The following is a 15,930-nucleotide window of genomic DNA, read 5'->3' as shown; positions in this document are numbered from 1 at the left end:
CCGAGATCGCCTAATCAATTGAAATGGAGTAGACAAATCCAGACTCACAACTTTTTTGCCTTCAGGTTTAATCCTTATTCTAATGGCAACCATTGAGGGTGATTATAGTAATCATTAAATTTAATTAGTGTTATTTCTATTCAAGCACTAAAATCTAGTGTTAACTTTATTTTAACACTTATTCATGGAAACTAAATCATTATGGTTCAAGCTGTATCTACCGTTGCTGCACCAGGAGATAGACAGCCGGACATTTGGCATTCCTTGGAAATTAGGGAGGCGATCGCACGGCTAAAAACCGATCAAGAAACAGGTTTAAGTAGCACTAGAGCCACACAGCTATTAACTGAGGTGGGTGCAAACGAACTCACAGCCAAAAAAACCCAGCCTTGGTGGTTGAAGTTTCTATTGCAATTCAACCAGCCACTCTTGATTATTTTGTTATGTGCAGGATTAGTGAAAGCTGTGACTGGTAGCTTTGTCAACGCCGGAGTAATTTGGGGTGTGACTACTACCAATGCCATTATTGGATTTATCCAAGAGTCAAAAGCTGAAAGTGCGATTTCTGCCTTAGCTAAAGCTATTACCACCGAAGCCATAGTCTTGCGGGATGGGCAGAAAGTCCGCGTACTGTCACGGCAATTAGTGCCTGGGGATGTAGTAATCTTAACTTCCGGCGACAAAGTACCCGCAGACTTACGCTTAATTCAAACCCGCAACTTGCAAATTGATGAATCTGCTCTCACTGGGGAGTCGGTAGCTGTCGAAAAAGATACACGAATTTTAAAACCAGATACAGCCCTCGCAGAACGGAAAAACATGGCCTATGCTGGGGGATTTGTTACCTTCGGACAAGGTACTGGGGTAGTAGTCGCCACTGGTAACGCCACCGAAACAGGGCGAATTTCCCAACTAATGGAGCAGCATACTGATATTTCTACACCATTAACGCGCAAATTTAATAAATTCAGCCAGAATTGGCTGTATATGGTTTTAGGTTTAGCAACTCTCTGCTTCGTTGTCGGATTGAGTTTTAGAGGGATGAATGAAGCTCTAGAAGCCGCAGTTGCTTTAACAGTTAGTGCCATACCAGAAGGCTTACCAGCAGTAGTTACAGTCACCTTAGCCATAGGTGTTTCCCGCATGGCGCGACGGAATGCCATCATCCGGAAATTACCAGCTGTAGAGACTTTGGGTGGTGCAACTGTCATCTGTTCCGATAAAACCGGGACTTTGACAGAGAATCAGATGACAGTCCAAGCCATTTATGCTGGAGGACATCAATATACGGTTACAGGTATAGGTTATATTCCTGATGGGGAAATTCTGCGAGATGAACACCCGGTAGATTTAAATAGCGACAAGGGTTTACAAGAATGTTTAATTGCGGGATTACTCTGCAATGATTCCCACCTAGAAGTGAAAAATAGCCGATGGGTGGTGATGGGAGATCCCACAGAGGGCGCTTTGATTGCATCAGCAAATAAAGCTGGTTTTAATCAATCCAATTTAGCCCAGCAAATGCCTAGACTAGATGGGATTCCCTTTGAATCAGATTATCAGTACATGGCAACTTTACATGAAACACCGAGAGGGAAAACTATTTATGTGAAGGGTTCAGTAGAGGCGATTTTGCAACGCTCTCACCTGATCATCAATACCGAAGGAAAATCCCACCCCTTAGATTGTGTAGAAACATTATCACGAGCCAAAATTGAACGGGAAGTGAATATTATGGCGCGTCAGGGTTTGCGAGTCTTAGCCTTGGCGAAAAAGCCTGTAGGAAATGAGCAAAATACAGTAGATCATCCAGATATTGCTGATGGCTTAATCTTCCTGGGATTGCAGGGGATGATTGATCCGCCCCGAGAGAGTGCGATTAAAGCCGTGCAAGCTTGCCAATCAGCGGGGATTCAGGTGAAGATGATCACTGGAGATCATGCTGTGACAGCGCAGGCGATCGCGCGGAGAATGGGAATTAACAAAAATGGCTCAGTTCTGGCTTTTACCGGTGCAGAACTCGCCCAAATGGATAAAACCGAACTAGCTCAAGTAGCTGAGGAAGGCGTAGTCTTTGCCCGTGTTGCACCAGAGCAAAAACTGCGACTAGTCGAAGCCTTACAATCCAAAGGCGAGGTTGTCGCCATGACCGGGGATGGTGTCAACGATGCACCAGCTTTGAAACAAGCAGATATCGGGATTGCAATGGGTGGCGCAGGTACAGAAGTAGCTAAAGAAGCCGCAGATATGCTACTTACCGATGATAATTTTGCCTCCATTGAAGCGGCGGTTGAAGAAGGACGAGCCGTTTATAAAAATCTCATCAAAGCGATTTGCTTTATTCTGCCTGTCAACGGTGGGGAATCCATGACGATTTTAATTAGTACATTGTTGGCTAGAGATTTGCCGATTTTATCTCTACAAGTTCTCTGGCTAAATATGTTGAATTCCATCACTATGACAGTACCTTTGGCATTTGAACCCAAAGGACAAAACGTGATGCAACAACCACCACGTCATCCCAAAGAACCCTTATTATCAGGCAGTCGGATACAAAGAATTTTAGCAATTTCTCTATTTAACTGGATTGTGATATTCGGAGTTTTTGAATACATCCGCCAAACAACAGGCAATATAGATTTAGCCCGAACAATGGCGATTAACTCTTTGATTGCTGGACGAATATTTTATCTGTTGAGTATTAGCCAATTAATCCCTAATCTTATTGCCAAAATGGACGGGACAATGAAAGAGAATGTTGACATTCCCGCCATCGGTTTTGGAATTGTAGGAGCAATTCTCTTACAGATTGTCTTTGCTCATGTGCCGTTGATTAATGAAGTATTTGAAACAGCACCATTAACCTTACAACAGTGGTTATTTTGTTTAGGCATAGGTTCACCAATGATTTTGTGGGCTACAGTTGTGAATCGTTTAGATCCACCTAATTAATGATTGCACACTTAAAGAAAAACTTACCGAAAAAATGAGTTTAAAGCCATTTTTTCGGTAAATGAAGATTTAGTCTCGGTCGAGTCATGGCTAAACTTCGTCATACTTCTTTAACTTCTATTGCTATTTCTTTTGGCTCTTCAGTATTTGTTATGCCAAATATGAGTTTATTTACCCCATAACCCTTATAAATAAAGGACTTTATTGTTTTTGATGCCAAATTTATGTCGAATCAACCGATGAAATAACCTACAATCTTTATATGGCAAGGTTTTTAGAAGTTTATAAGTTAATTTAGTATAGTAAGTACCGAAGAGCCAAAAATGTTTGAAGAATCGTTGTGACGCACATTTTAAAAACCAATATGCTGATCTTCGACTTCTTAAAACATTTGATAATCCATGTTGTATAGCAGATTTACTGTTTCAGAGGGATTTGAATAATAAACTCTGTCCCTTCTGTAATTTTAGAGAAACAATCCAATCTACCTCTGTGTTTTTCGATGATAATCTGATAACTGATTGCCATGCCCATACCAGTTCCTTTACCAACTGGTTTTGTTGTGAAGAAGGGATTGAATATTTTCTGTCGAACCTGTTCAGGCATACCCAAGCCATTATCTACGATCGCTATCTTCGCCCATTGTAAATCAACTATAGATGTACTAATTATTATGCAACCAGGATAATTTTGATTTTCTTTTGGCGTTTGTTGGGAATAACGTTCTTCAATTGCATCGATCGCATTAGCTAAAATATTCATAAACACCTGATTCAATTGCCCTGCAAAACAGGGAATTTGGGGCAAGTTACCATAGTTCTTGATCACAGTAATGGGGGGAAAATTGCCTTTAGTCTTTAACCGATGTTGCAGGAGCATCAAAGTGCTATCTAGTCCATCGTGTAAATTTGTTTGTTTATATTCTGCTTCATCCAACCGGGAGAAGGTGCGTAATCCTAAAACTATATTAGTGATGCGATCGCTACCCGTCTTGATTGAATTCAAAAGCTGGAACAAATCTTTAATAACAAAGTCAAGTTCAGATTTACTTAACAGAGATGTAATCTGAGTATCTGGCTCAGGGTATATTTTCTGATAGAGATGAAGCAAATCTATCAAATTCTGCACATAGATATAAGCATAATCAATATTGCCATGAATAAAATTAATCGGGTTATTAATTTCATGGGCAATACCTGCTACCAACACGCCTAAAGCAGACATCTTTTCAGATTCCACTAGTTTTGTTTGTATCATTTGCAGATTATTGAATGCTTCCTGTAGCTCCTGGCTACGGGTTTCGGCTTCTGCTCTTGATTTTTCTAACCCTTGAATGACTCTGTTGACTAGCTTGGATTGGATTTCATAGGAGTTTTCTAATTCCACCCGATTGAATTCTGATCGATCCAGTTTTTTCTGCAATAGACGATTATGCTTTTCCAAATCTTTCACCCGTTGTTGCAGTTGCTCAAAAGACAGATTATCCATAGTGGATTACTCCACCCCCAACAGCAAAGTCACGAAAGTTTCATTGTGAAATTGCGCTTCGGCATGGGGTCGCAATGGAGCAATTTCACCATAGGTATAAAAACCAGCACAAGTCGCCCCAGCAGGTATTTGAGGTTGCAATACTTGATACTCTTCCTTGGCTCTGGTTCCTAGTGTGTGCATTCGTCCAGTGCAGGAGAATAATAACACTACAGTCGGCTGAATTCCAGGATAATGCTCAAGTGCTTGCTGCATAGAGAGACGAGCAGAATCAACTATTTCATTTCGGTTAGATCGTACAACTTGAACTTCCGAGTAGAGTGGAATATCTGCAAAAAAAGCGATGCTACCGGAGGCTTCGTTGTATTCTCCATTGGAGCTTCTCATGTACCAACTATCCCGGTTAGGTTCAAAGACTGCTAATCTATAGGCAGCAGAGGGGCGAATGTCACCTAAATAATCCCGATAGAACTCCAAGGCTGGTTGTCCATCAACCTCATAAAGCACATTCCCCTCGACTTTGGTAGCCATTCCTTTTTTGCCGATTGGTGTCCAACCACTTGAGACTCCATGTCCCCAAAGTAGATGACCTGAGAGTAACAGAATGGGTAAGGCATCGCTGAGGACTTCTTCTCCAAAAAATTGGTAGGTTTGCTTAAATTGCCATTGGTCGCAGGTGGTGCCACCGACAATAGGGACTTCTGCCCCCAAGGCTTGCTGTAATCCTTGCAGGATTAAGAGTCCACTGGTAGTCAAGCTTTCAGGAGTGGTGATACATAGAGCGGTTGGACAATTCGCCTGTGTTTGGGCAGTTTGAACGGTTTTTTGGGCGATCGCTATAGGATCAGAGGAGACATGACGACCAACAGCGGCATGAAATTCTATTTCATCAGAACAAAATAGAATTAAAACCAAAGAGTCTTGTTGAAACTCTAAAACTGAGGAGATTTCACCGTCTGTTGTGCCACCAATTAATTGAATACCTGGAAAGGTCTGATGAATAGATCGTAAGATTTCAGCATGATCAAAATCTAGAGCCACCAGCACAATTCCCGCCTGAGGGCGGATATCAGCCAGTCCAGTCAGGCATTGTTCCAATACTTCTGCGATCGCCACTTCTGTCTCTGGATCATTACTGTGTCCAACTATTGCTTTTAGCATTGCTTCCTCAGATCCTCTCTGTACTCTTGTTCATCAATTTTGATTCCCTAGTGATCAGGATACCCAAACTGATTTTCTCATACACTATTCGCTGCTTTTATCCCAATATCTATGACCTCGATTATATGGGATATGGTTACACATCCATGATTGCCTACGACACTGGTCAAGCCTCGGTTGTTTTACGTGAAAGTGTGCCAGTAAATTCCTCCCAAGACATTTCCTCCTTCTGCCTCCTGCCTCCTGCCCTCTGCCTTTCTTCGGTAAGTCCTAATTCCAAAATTTTACGGTTTCCGTCATTTAAAATAAATAGTTATAGACTCTTGCAAATAAATTCAATTATGCCAATTATAATTATGGTAAAATATAATACCGGAATTCATCATAGCGACAAAATTTAACTTAGAGTCAGACTATGCGACTAGGTGGACGTTACGAGATTATCGAAGTATTAGGAAATGGCGGTTTTGGCATTACCTATAAAGCTACAGATACCCAAAAACCTAGTAAAGCTATTTGTGTGGTGAAGGAACTTCTACCTCAACACCATAATACCCTCCGTGTGGACTTTTTTGAAAAAGAAGCAAGAATTTTGGAAATCTTGGGTACACATCCCCAAATTCCTCATTTACTAGCCTACTTTGAAGAAAACCAAAAATTCTATATTGTGCAGGAATTTATTCAGGGACAGTGTTTAGATAAAGAAATTATTCCTGGTAAGCGATTGAGTGAAGGTTATATCATCAAATTATTGCAGGATGTTTTAGAAGTTTTGGCATTTGTTCACCACAAACAAGTAATTCACCGCGATATCAAACCGCAAAACCTCATCCGCAGACAGCAAGATGGAAAAGTTTGTTTAATTGACTTTGGCATAGTCAAGGAACTTGCTTCTCAAATTATAGATAGTCATGGTAGTGTAAAAACTTCCATTATGGCTGGTACTCTTGGTTATATGCCATCAGAACAAGCTAGGGGAAAAACTGTTTTTGCCAGTGATATTTATGCCTTGGGCATAACTGCCATTCAAGCTTTAACAGGGTTGCGATCGCAAGATATCGAAGAAGACCCACAAACAGCAGAATTAGTATGGCAACAACAAGCCCAAGTCAGTCACAATTTAGCGGCATTTTTAACCAAAATGGTACGTCGTCACCATAGCTTACGTTATCAAAATGCTCAAGCAGCTTACCAAGATTTGAAACAACTTAATTCTTCTCTACCTACAGCAATTCTATCACCTCCATCTGTACTTCCTCCTGCCAGAGATATATATTATCAAGAAGCTGTAAATTTAGCTCAACAAAGTAACGGAAATTTTTCTCCCGTCATGTTGAAAAGATTAGAAACTAAAAGAATTGACTTAGGTTTATCTGAACAAGAAGCGCGAGAAATTAGGCAAGCAGTATCACAACACTATCATCCATTAGAATCTCAGCAAAAAACAACACCAAAATTAAATCAAACTCAGCCATCAATCTCTACACAAGCGCCAAAATTACCTACTAAAAAATCTGTCTCAAAATCTGAACCTCAACAACAACCAAAAACAGAAAATCAATCAGTCTCTCAACCAAAACCTTTAGCTATTATCCAAACCCAATCATTTGAATTTGAAACAGCACAATTAGTTTCAAAACCTGGCTTTCTAGGTTTAGGAACAACCTGGGTAATTCAGCGCAGTAACAAAAAAGTAGAATTGTTTTTAGAAGACTTAGAAAATAGTATACCTTTAGAATTGATTGCCATTTCTAGCGGTAATTTTTTAATGGGTTCAGCAGAAAATGAAGTAGAAAGCGCAGATAGAAGTAGTCCTCAACATCAAGTGACTATTCAACCTTTTTTATTAGGAAAGTATCCCATCACTCAAGCACAATGGCAAGCAGTGGCTAATTTACCAAAAATTACAATTGATTTGCATCCAGATCCATCTCACTTTAAAGGTGATAACCGACCAGTAGAAAAAGTTTCATGGTATGATGCACAGGAATTTTGCGCCAGATTATCACGAAAAACAGGTAAATTATATCGTTTACCTAGTGAATCAGAATGGGAATATGCTTGTCGTGCAGGTACAACTACACCTTTTTATTTTGGTAATACTCTTAGCACTGATTTAGCAAATTATAATGGTGAATATGTTTATGCTAATGGCTCAAAAGGTGTCTACCGCAAAGAAACAACAAATGTGGGAATTTTTCCAGCAAATGCTTTTGGTTTACATGATACCCATGGTAACGTCTGGGAATGGTGCGAAGATGGATGGTATAATAATTATATAGGTGCGCCAACTGATGGTAGTGCGCGATTGAGTGGTACTGATAATCACCCTCGTCGGGTATTGCGCGGTGGTTCTTGGTCTTATCGTCCAGTCTACTGCCGTTCTGCTTATCGCGTCAATTATCCGGCTGTCAGCAGAGATTTTAATCACGGTTTTCGTGTTGCTTGTTCTGCTAAGTGGAATTAGTAATTTTTGGTTATTTATTATTAATTATTTTTCATCACACAATTCATGTTTTTTACCAATTCTCTAGAAAATCAACTCCAACGCTGGAACGAAACGATTCGTAGTCAACCAAATAACCCTAATGTTTACATTCGTCGGGGAATGGTTTATTTTCAACTGGCGAAAATTGAGGAATCAATTGCAGATTTTGATACCGCAGAAAAGTTGGATGCTAGACTTACACCCTATCTTTGGCAACGGGGTTTATCTTATTATTATGCAGCGAAATTTGTTGAAGGTGCGAAACAGTTTGAAATAGATTTGACCGTCAATGCACAAGATGTAGAAGAAACTGTGTGGCGATATCTTTGTATAGCGCGGTTATCGGGTGTGACAGAAGCTCGTAATTCTTTGTTACCTGTGAAAAACGATCCTCGGAAAATCATGCGGTCTGTATATGATTTATTTGCGGGTAATTGTACAACTGATGAAGTTTTAAATATTGGCAAATCAGAAGGATTAAAAGGTAATTTTTATAGTCATCTTTATTTAGGTTTGTATTTTGAAGCTGAGGGGAATTTGGAGTTAGCAAAAGAGTATATTTTGAAGGCTGCGGATAATTATAAAATTGATGATTATATGTGGTATTTAGCGGTGGTGCATAAACAGGTGAGGGGGTGGGTTTAATTAGTTAAAAAAATGTCAAATCTGCTGTTTATAAAAAAAACTTTCCAAAATATAAATGATGGTAATGCAAAATGGTTTGTATTTACCATCATCATCTAATTCTAAATAGTCCTTAATAATATTCCTAATTTCTTCCTCATTAAAATCCTCATCTGCTAATAATTCTAATTCTGCATCAATAGCAGCTTGACGCATTCTTTGTAACTTAGGAATATTCAATGCTAAATTTTCTATGGTTTTTTCAGCAGCAAGTTTTTTATCTATTTCTTCAGTTGGTAAGGGAGCATCCACTTTTGGCGGATAGCCTTTTTTAGATGAACCATATAGTATGGTTTTTGGACTGCGAGAATTATGTTTCTTCCAAAAGTGGATGCTCCCGTTGGTAAAATTTCCCCAGCAGCAGAATATCTAAAAAACACTGTACAGTTTGCTATTAATGGAGAAACTAACAAATTTTCATCATACCAATTATCTTTTTGATGTCCACAATGTACGGGAATTTTGGCTTGAGTTTCATCTTCTCCTTGACAGGAAACTATCAAATTAAAATAATCAAATCTCACAGATTCATCTGTACCTTGAGGTTTAAAATGTTCAATATGACAACTTCCTTTATCTATAGCAACACCACAATAACAACAAATATAACCTTGTTCTTGTAATAAAGTCTCTAAAAGTTGCTCTTTAACTACCGTTCTCCTAAAACTTTTCCAAGTAGGAATTTTATCACCTTGTTTGATTTTCCATGCAGATAAGCTACTTGGTTCTACACCCTTTTGAATATATTTCATTTATGGGAAAGTCCTTTTCTCCTCATTAAAATATCTGCTTTTACAAACTGCGCTTCATCTTCACCAATTTTTTCAGCTAACTCTTGTCGTAATTGTTTAGCAGCATCTAAATTTCCTGCATCGATTAAACGAAATAATTGTAAAAGGCCTTCTTTTATTTCATAAGGACGTTCAGGAACATCCATTAAATCTTCTAAAATTTGATTACTATCTCTACCATAGGAACTTTCAGGACGTTTAGCAATTATACCATCATTTGTTTTTTCTAAAATGTAAATTCCTTGGGGTTTTATTTGACTAATAACTTGTGGGGAATGGGTAGTAACTATAAACTGACAATGGGGAAAAGTTCTGGTTAAAGCTGGGATAATTTCTCTTTGCCATTTTGGATGTAAATGTAGTTCAATTTCATCAATTAAAACCACTCCATAACCATCTAGAGGATTTTCTAACCCAGGGTTAGCAATAGCTAATCTTCTTGCTAAATCTCCTACCATTGCTAATAAGCATTTTTCCCCATCTGATAATTGATTAACTATTAATTCTTCACCATCTTTTTCTACTGTCATTCTTAAAGGAGAACGACGGACACGCAATTTAGTGAAGTTAGGAATTAATGAAGATATAGCTTGTCTAACAGCTTCTAATTCTTTATCTCGATAATTAGTGTTATTTTCTAAACGTAATTCATTTTCTATATCTTCTTGTCTCCTAAACCATTCAAAAAAAATTCTAAACTCACTAACTGTACCAGTAAGGGAATTTTCATAAGTATCTATTTGTTTAAAGTCATGTTGTTTTTTAATTCTTAATGGAATATCAAGAACTGCACGATTAGTAGAATAATAAATTATGACAGGAAGATTATATTCTTCAGATGCAGATAATTGATGTTTAATATTGTCAACAATCTTGTTGATTTCGGATAAATTTGTACTTGTATCTTTAATACGTCCTTTTTTAACCTTAGTTAAAGACCAAATAAATTGTTGAGATTCAAAATCAGATGTTATTTCATTATGAGTTTCATTTTTGTCATTTTTTATGTCTTCTTCTCTAAACAATCTTCCTGAAGCAGTTGAATATTGAATTGTACTAGAAAAGCGTGATAATAAAATTGCTAAACAATCAATAATACTTGATTTACCTACACCATTAATACCAATAAATACCGTAGGTTCTATTTCATCAAAATCTAATGTTAAATCACCAATTCCGCGAAACCCTTGCATTTTTAGCTTCTTAACTCTTATCATAGTTACGATTTTATTTCAACTGATTGAATATCAATATACAACTTTTTATTTACTTTAAACCTTCTTTAAAAAATCCCTAATCGTAATTTCACACTCAGGGAAAGCTAAAGGAGATATTGTCAAATTTTCTCCTAAAATACTTTGACTTTGATAACCTGCTATATGAGGATTACGATCAACATATAACTTCCTTCCATTAACATCCAAAACCCAATAATCAATAATGCCAGATTGAGCATAAGCTAAACTTTTAACTTCCCGGTCATATTTCAAACTAGAATCAGCAACTTCAATCACTAAAAATACTTCCGATGGTTGAGGATGATGATCTTCATAATCTAAAACATTAGTTTTCACAACCGCAACATCTGGTTCAGGTTCAGAAAAATCATCAAGAGTAATAGGTGATTGAGTCCTAATTAAAACCTGATCACCCAAACGTTGATTTAAAATTCTTTGAATACGAGTAATAGCTGCTTCGTGTGCAGTTCCTTTAGCCGGCATTTTGATAATTTGTCCTGACAGTAATTCTAGACGTTCTTCCGGGTGAAAAATCCCCATTTCTGCCATTTTATGATATTCAGTAACGTTAATGTGGCGAATGTTAGTTAGCATAAGTTTTGGTTAGCTTTTATATTATCTTCCCAACATTTTATCCCGCAAATGCTTAATGCGATCGCGCAATTTTGCTGCTTCTTCAAATTCCATTTTTTTCGCTGCTTCTTTCATCTGTTTTTCTAACAGTGTAATTAACTCTGGAATATCTTCTAAAGATAATTCATCTAGATGTTCATCTACCACCTTTAAATCACCTGAACTTAACCGCCGCGATACATCTAAAAATGATAAAATGGCATTACTTGATTTCTTCACAATCGGTTGCGGTGTAATTCCGTGCATTTTATTATATGCTGTTTGAATTCCCCTTCTTCTATCAGTTTCATCAATAGCTTTAATCATGCTATCTGTTAACTTATCAGCATACATAATCGCTTTTCCGCGAATATGACGCGCAGCCCGGCCAATTGTTTGAATTAACGAACGTTCAGCACGCAAGAAACCTTCTTTATCTGCATCCATGATTGCAACTAAGGAAACTTCTGGTAAATCTAAACCTTCCCGCAATAAATTCACACCCACCAAAACATCAAATTTACCAATTCTTAAATCTTGTAAAATCTCAATTCTCTGAATCGAATTAATTTCCGAATGCAAATATCTAACTTTAATTCCCTTGTCTTCTAAATATTCAGTTAAATCTTCCGCCATCCTTTTGGTTAATGTGGTAATTAACACCCGTTCTTTAAGTTCAACTCTATCTTTGATTTCTCCTAATAAATCATCAACTTGTCCTTCTGTGGGACGAACAAATATTTCTGGATCGATTACTCCAGTGGGTCTAATCACTTGTTCAACAATATTATCTTCAGAAATTTCTAATTCCCAATTTCCTGGAGTTGCAGAAACGAAAATACATTGATTAGCTTTTTGCCAAAATTCTTCTACTTTCAAAGGACGATTATCGGCAGCACTGGGAAGGCGAAAACCATGATCAATTAAAACCTTTTTTCGTGCTTGGTCGCCGTTGTACATCCCACGAATTTGGGGAACAGTAACGTGAGATTCATCAATTACCAATAACCAATCTTTGGGAAAATAATCAATTAAACATTCTGGTGGTTCTCCCGCTTGTCTACCCGCTAAATGACGAGAATAATTTTCTACACCGTTACAATATCCTACCTCGCGCAACATTTCCAAATCGTAGCGGGTGCGTTGATCTATGCGTTGGGCTTCAACTAATTTACCTAATTCTTCTAATGTTAATTTTTGCTGTTTTAATTCTGCGGAAATATCTTCACAAGCGACTTCTAAACGTTCTTCTGGGGTGACAAAGTGACGCGCAGGATAAATATTGATTTTTTCTAAACTGCTGAGAATTTCCCCTGTTACGGGGTCAATATAACGTATTGCATCAATTTCATCACCAAAAAATTCAACACGAATAATTCTATCTTCGTAAGCGGGTCCAATTTCTAACACATCACCGCGGACGCGAAATTTACCCCGACCCATTTCTATATCGTTGCGACTATACTGCACAGATGTCAAATCTCGTAAAATCTGCCGTTGGTCAACCTCTATGCCTATTTGTAGTTTAATTGCGGCTTTGAGGTATTCAGCCGGCATCCCTAAACCGTAAATGCAGCTAATGGAAGCAACAACAATTACATCCCGACGTTCAAACAGGGAACGGGTTGCAGAATGCCGCAACATATCTATTTCATCATTAATTGCCGCTGTTTTTTCTATATATGTATCTGTGACGGGAATATACGCTTCCGGTTGGTAATAGTCGTAATAGCTGACGAAATACTCAACGGCGTTATTGGGGAAAAATTCCCGTAATTCGTTACATAGTTGCGCTGCAAGGGTTTTATTATGTGCCAGAACTAGGGTTGGTTTACCAACTTTTTCAATCACTGCGGCGATAGAAAACGTCTTACCGGTTCCCGTCGCACCTAGTAAAGTTTGGTAACGATTACCCGCTTGGATGCTGGTTATAAGTTGAGCGATCGCCTGTGGTTGATCACCAGTGGGGCTAAAAGGAGCTTGAAGGCTAAATTTTGTCATCACCGTTTTTGCTAAACATACCCTTTCCCATAGTAGCGATAGTGGCGATGCGATCGCATTTGGTGGTGGTGTAGCGATCGCCTATCCGTATGAGTCAGATATTGTTCACAAAAATTCACTCTTTTAATTTACTTATGTATCAGTTTTGAAGAAACTTATATCTATGTGTGCTTTTTTAAGGTTACACTCTTAATATTATGGGAAAAAATAAACCTTTCCTTAATTATTGTAAAATTCATGTAACAAGCTGGATGCGTTAGTTTAGAAAGCACCCAGCTGCAAAGGAGATAAAAAAGTGGAAGAAAATAACCAAGGTAATACAGAACAGGGATCTCAGGGGACAATAATAGTTGCTGGAGAGCGTCCTATTGGTAGCAGCGACTTACAATTTGCAGGAACAGTATCAATCTCTGGATTGCGTCCCATTAGTACAAGCAGCATACAAGTGGTTGAAACTTACAATTCAATGGGAATTCGTCCTATTACTGCTAACACATTCCAAGTTGTGAGCAGCATTAACCTATCTGGCATTCGTCCTATCGGTTCTAGTGCATTGGTAGTTTCGGAAAACTATTCAATATTTGGCAATCGTCCAATAGCATCAAATACTGTTGATGATTCTGAGACTTTAATGGGTTTTCTAGACTAATTTCAAATATTATTCCCATATTCTTAACAACCCAGTTTTATTAGTCAACTGGGTTTTTTTATTATTTATCAACATCTGTGCCAAACCAATAATCTACTGAAAATAGGCAATAGAAATCCTTTCTGCCTCGTTCTTATTTTGGAAATCCTAACTCCTTAACTCTACTTTATATATTCCTTTTTACACAGATAGCTAATATATCTTATATACCTTGTGGTGGAAGTATTAAGTTAATATTCAAGCTAATTTAAGTATGGTAATGAATAATTATAGGCAAAGCAAATGAGCTTAGAAGAACGTGCAAAAGCCACAGGTAAAAATATTGAAGGTAAAGCACAAGAAGCTTTAGGAAATGTTACTGGTGATCCCAAAGATAAAGCCGAAGGTAAAGCAAAGCAAGCAGAAAGTGAAGTACGTCACTCTGTAGAAGATGTCAAAGATAATGTCAAGCAAAAGCTTGACTAAAAGACAGATAGAGTAAAACACAATTCTTAGTGAGAGAAAAATCTCTCACTTCCAAATTTTAAAAGACTTGTATATCAGATTAAAACTTGTGTTTTTATCTTTATTTAGAACTTACACAAGTCTCATATTCAAGTCTATTGTAGAGTCCAGCAGATGCCAAAAATCTCTTGATATTAAGCAATTTATAGGTCTCGCACACCGTAATGATATGCCAGTTGCGTAACCCGAATTTCTCTTTCTATCGAAACTACGACTTTACTTTTGAGTTGTCTGAGGAGAAAAATAATGATTCTAATTCAACAGAGTCGTAAAATTTTAATGTCTTTAGTTTTGATTTTGGTGCTAACATTAACTGCCGCTTGCAGTGGTGGAAGAGTCGCAGAATCAAACCGCACAATTACCCCATCAGCAGTAGGAAGAGATGTTACCTATGCAGAATTAGAACGTGGTAATACTCCAGGAGGGCAGAATTTTGGTAACTGGGTTGTACAAACTTCTAAAGGATTAGTTACAGATGCTTATGTGCGAGATAATAACAAACTAGGTGTGGTTATTTCGCCTCAAGTTAGTCCTAATGATGTGCGACCTTTAGCAAATTCTTTGGTGCAAGGTTTTAGAAAGAATTTCCCTAATCAAGACTTGAAAGTTTTGATATATGCACCTGATAAAAAATTAATTTTGACTGCTGATTATATTGCTCAGACAAATCAAATTAAGTATAGCTAACCATAAACAGTTTCATTGTGTCAATAGTTTAAATATAAAACAGGAGAAAAGTCACATGAGAAGTAGTGAAGAATATAAACGCGATATCATGAAAGATTTGGCACAAGGAAATGTCGAATCTTTGGATAATATGCCGACAGATACAACAAATGAATATGAAACTTTTGATGATTTTGCTCAACGGACAACAACAGACCAACGTCGGCAATTATTTAGTCAATCCTTGCATCCAGAACGCATCCCTCCTAGTCAAATGGAGCCAGAATTACAAAAGGCAATTGCTCAAATTAAACCCAATGAACGAGATGATGTAGCAAAGGCATTTTTCAAACAGTTAAAGGAAAGAGGACTAGATGAGAAAAGGTTAGAACAACAGTTAAATCTTTCTACTCACAACCCTAACCGCATGACTGCTGATGATGTGAGTAATCTTGCATCTTTCACTTATCATAGTCATCCTGATGTTTTCCGTGAAGTGTTAGCAGAACAACCAGGAATTATCAAGTTTCTTAGTAATCCTATTGTGGCAGGTATTATTGGGATTGCAGCGGCTAAATGGTTGGGAAGTCGCAAGTGATAATTGAGGGAAGATAAATTTCTCAAAGTCCCCTTTTATAATGGGGATTTACTTCTCAAATTCCCCCTTTATAAGGTGGATTTAGGGGGATCTACAAG

14 protein-coding genes are annotated in these 15,930 nt (G+C 37.8%); 7 read left to right on the top strand and 7 right to left on the bottom strand.

All coding sequences use genetic code 11. The features are described 5' to 3' along the window. Nucleotides 1-201: 201 nt before the first annotated feature. Complete coding sequence (locus ACLLO5_RS04820) at nucleotides 202-2,952, top strand: cation-translocating P-type ATPase (protein WP_413174348.1); 2,751 nt, start codon at nucleotides 202-204, stop codon at nucleotides 2,950-2,952. 417 nt (nucleotides 2,953-3,369) lie between these two features. On the opposite strand, the gene ACLLO5_RS04815 is transcribed toward ACLLO5_RS04820, so the two are convergent. Further along, the gene (locus ACLLO5_RS04815; protein ID WP_413174347.1) at nucleotides 3,370-4,440 is read right to left on the bottom strand and encodes a sensor histidine kinase; all 1,071 of its coding nucleotides are present in this window, start codon (nucleotides 4,438-4,440) and stop codon (nucleotides 3,370-3,372) included. 6 nt (nucleotides 4,441-4,446) lie between these two features. Further along, nucleotides 4,447-5,601 (bottom strand): FIST signal transduction protein, encoded by a 1,155-nt coding sequence (locus tag ACLLO5_RS04810; protein WP_413174346.1) that lies wholly within the window; start codon nucleotides 5,599-5,601, stop codon nucleotides 4,447-4,449. 415 nt (nucleotides 5,602-6,016) lie between these two features. Between ACLLO5_RS04810 and ACLLO5_RS04805 the strand changes: the two genes are divergently transcribed. Together ACLLO5_RS04805 and ACLLO5_RS04800 are read left to right on the top strand one after the other, a co-directional pair. Further along, nucleotides 6,017-8,068, top strand: coding sequence for an SUMF1/EgtB/PvdO family nonheme iron enzyme (locus ACLLO5_RS04805; protein WP_413174345.1), 2,052 nt, complete (start codon nucleotides 6,017-6,019; stop codon nucleotides 8,066-8,068). 45 nt (nucleotides 8,069-8,113) lie between these two features. Further along, nucleotides 8,114-8,734, top strand: coding sequence for a tetratricopeptide repeat protein (locus ACLLO5_RS04800; RefSeq protein ID WP_413174344.1), 621 nt, complete (start codon nucleotides 8,114-8,116; stop codon nucleotides 8,732-8,734). A gap of 15 nt (nucleotides 8,735-8,749) precedes the next feature. Here the strand turns inward: ACLLO5_RS04800 and ACLLO5_RS04795 are convergent, their stop codons facing one another. Genes ACLLO5_RS04795 through uvrB form a run of 5 tightly spaced genes read right to left on the bottom strand, consistent with a single transcriptional unit; the run spans nucleotide 8,750 to nucleotide 13,415 of the window. Next, entirely contained in the window at nucleotides 8,750-9,025 is a 276-nt protein-coding gene (locus tag ACLLO5_RS04795; protein WP_413174343.1) for a hypothetical protein, read from the bottom strand. Further along, the gene (locus tag ACLLO5_RS04790) at nucleotides 8,995-9,525 is read right to left on the bottom strand and encodes a retron system putative HNH endonuclease (RefSeq protein ID WP_413174342.1); all 531 of its coding nucleotides are present in this window, start codon (nucleotides 9,523-9,525) and stop codon (nucleotides 8,995-8,997) included. The genes ACLLO5_RS04795 and ACLLO5_RS04790 overlap by 31 nt, the downstream gene beginning before the upstream one ends. Next, complete coding sequence (locus ACLLO5_RS04785) at nucleotides 9,522-10,781, bottom strand: AAA family ATPase (RefSeq protein WP_413174341.1); 1,260 nt, start codon at nucleotides 10,779-10,781, stop codon at nucleotides 9,522-9,524. The genes ACLLO5_RS04790 and ACLLO5_RS04785 overlap by 4 nt, the downstream gene beginning before the upstream one ends. Nucleotides 10,782-10,835: 54 nt before the next feature. Beyond that, complete coding sequence (locus ACLLO5_RS04780) at nucleotides 10,836-11,396, bottom strand: Uma2 family endonuclease (RefSeq protein ID WP_413174340.1); 561 nt, start codon at nucleotides 11,394-11,396, stop codon at nucleotides 10,836-10,838. A 21-nt stretch (nucleotides 11,397-11,417) separates the two neighbouring features. Continuing rightward, nucleotides 11,418-13,415: an excinuclease ABC subunit UvrB gene (uvrB, locus tag ACLLO5_RS04775; protein WP_413174339.1), complete on the bottom strand. Its 1,998-nt coding sequence runs from the start codon at nucleotides 13,413-13,415 to the stop codon at nucleotides 11,418-11,420. Nucleotides 13,416-13,710: 295 nt separating this feature from the next. On the opposite strand from uvrB, the gene ACLLO5_RS04770 reads away from it, so the two are divergent. The 4 genes from ACLLO5_RS04770 (at nucleotide 13,711) to ACLLO5_RS04755 (ending at nucleotide 15,832) form a co-directional block, all read left to right on the top strand. Beyond that, nucleotides 13,711-14,064, top strand: coding sequence for a hypothetical protein (locus tag ACLLO5_RS04770; protein ID WP_413174338.1), 354 nt, complete (start codon nucleotides 13,711-13,713; stop codon nucleotides 14,062-14,064). A gap of 282 nt (nucleotides 14,065-14,346) precedes the next feature. Next, nucleotides 14,347-14,529 (top strand): CsbD family protein, encoded by a 183-nt coding sequence (locus ACLLO5_RS04765; protein ID WP_413174337.1) that lies wholly within the window; start codon nucleotides 14,347-14,349, stop codon nucleotides 14,527-14,529. 285 nt (nucleotides 14,530-14,814) lie between these two features. Next, the gene (locus ACLLO5_RS04760) at nucleotides 14,815-15,255 is read left to right on the top strand and encodes a hypothetical protein (protein ID WP_413174336.1); all 441 of its coding nucleotides are present in this window, start codon (nucleotides 14,815-14,817) and stop codon (nucleotides 15,253-15,255) included. 55 nt (nucleotides 15,256-15,310) lie between these two features. Then, complete coding sequence (locus ACLLO5_RS04755) at nucleotides 15,311-15,832, top strand: hypothetical protein (RefSeq protein ID WP_413174335.1); 522 nt, start codon at nucleotides 15,311-15,313, stop codon at nucleotides 15,830-15,832. Nucleotides 15,833-15,930: the final 98 nt, after the last annotated feature.

This window comes from Anabaena azotica SJ-1, assembly GCF_047275885.1.
Classification (GTDB): Bacteria; Cyanobacteriota; Cyanobacteriia; order Cyanobacteriales; family Nostocaceae; genus Trichormus_B; species Trichormus_B azotica_A.
Note: the sequence above shows the minus strand (reverse complement) of the source record. Positions and strands in the feature narration are given on the sequence as shown.

Excerpts from the sequence above, each read along its gene's own strand:
- ACLLO5_RS04805 (WP_413174345.1), top strand. The coding sequence starts at position 6,017 with ATGCGACTAGGTGGACGTTACGAGATTATCGAAGTATTAGGAAATGGC.
- uvrB (WP_413174339.1), bottom strand. The coding sequence starts at position 13,415 with ATGACAAAATTTAGCCTTCAAGCTCCTTTTAGCCCCACTGGTGATCAA.
- ACLLO5_RS04760 (WP_413174336.1), top strand. The coding sequence starts at position 14,815 with ATGATTCTAATTCAACAGAGTCGTAAAATTTTAATGTCTTTAGTTTTG.
- ACLLO5_RS04765 (WP_413174337.1), top strand. The coding sequence starts at position 14,347 with ATGAGCTTAGAAGAACGTGCAAAAGCCACAGGTAAAAATATTGAAGGT.
- ACLLO5_RS04820 (WP_413174348.1), top strand. The coding sequence starts at position 202 with ATGGTTCAAGCTGTATCTACCGTTGCTGCACCAGGAGATAGACAGCCG.
- ACLLO5_RS04810 (WP_413174346.1), bottom strand. The coding sequence starts at position 5,601 with ATGCTAAAAGCAATAGTTGGACACAGTAATGATCCAGAGACAGAAGTG.
- ACLLO5_RS04800 (WP_413174344.1), top strand. The coding sequence starts at position 8,114 with ATGTTTTTTACCAATTCTCTAGAAAATCAACTCCAACGCTGGAACGAA.
- ACLLO5_RS04780 (WP_413174340.1), bottom strand. The coding sequence starts at position 11,396 with ATGCTAACTAACATTCGCCACATTAACGTTACTGAATATCATAAAATG.
- ACLLO5_RS04815 (WP_413174347.1), bottom strand. The coding sequence starts at position 4,440 with ATGGATAATCTGTCTTTTGAGCAACTGCAACAACGGGTGAAAGATTTG.
- ACLLO5_RS04785 (WP_413174341.1), bottom strand. The coding sequence starts at position 10,781 with ATGATAAGAGTTAAGAAGCTAAAAATGCAAGGGTTTCGCGGAATTGGT.
- ACLLO5_RS04755 (WP_413174335.1), top strand. The coding sequence starts at position 15,311 with ATGAGAAGTAGTGAAGAATATAAACGCGATATCATGAAAGATTTGGCA.
- ACLLO5_RS04790 (WP_413174342.1), bottom strand. The coding sequence starts at position 9,525 with ATGAAATATATTCAAAAGGGTGTAGAACCAAGTAGCTTATCTGCATGG.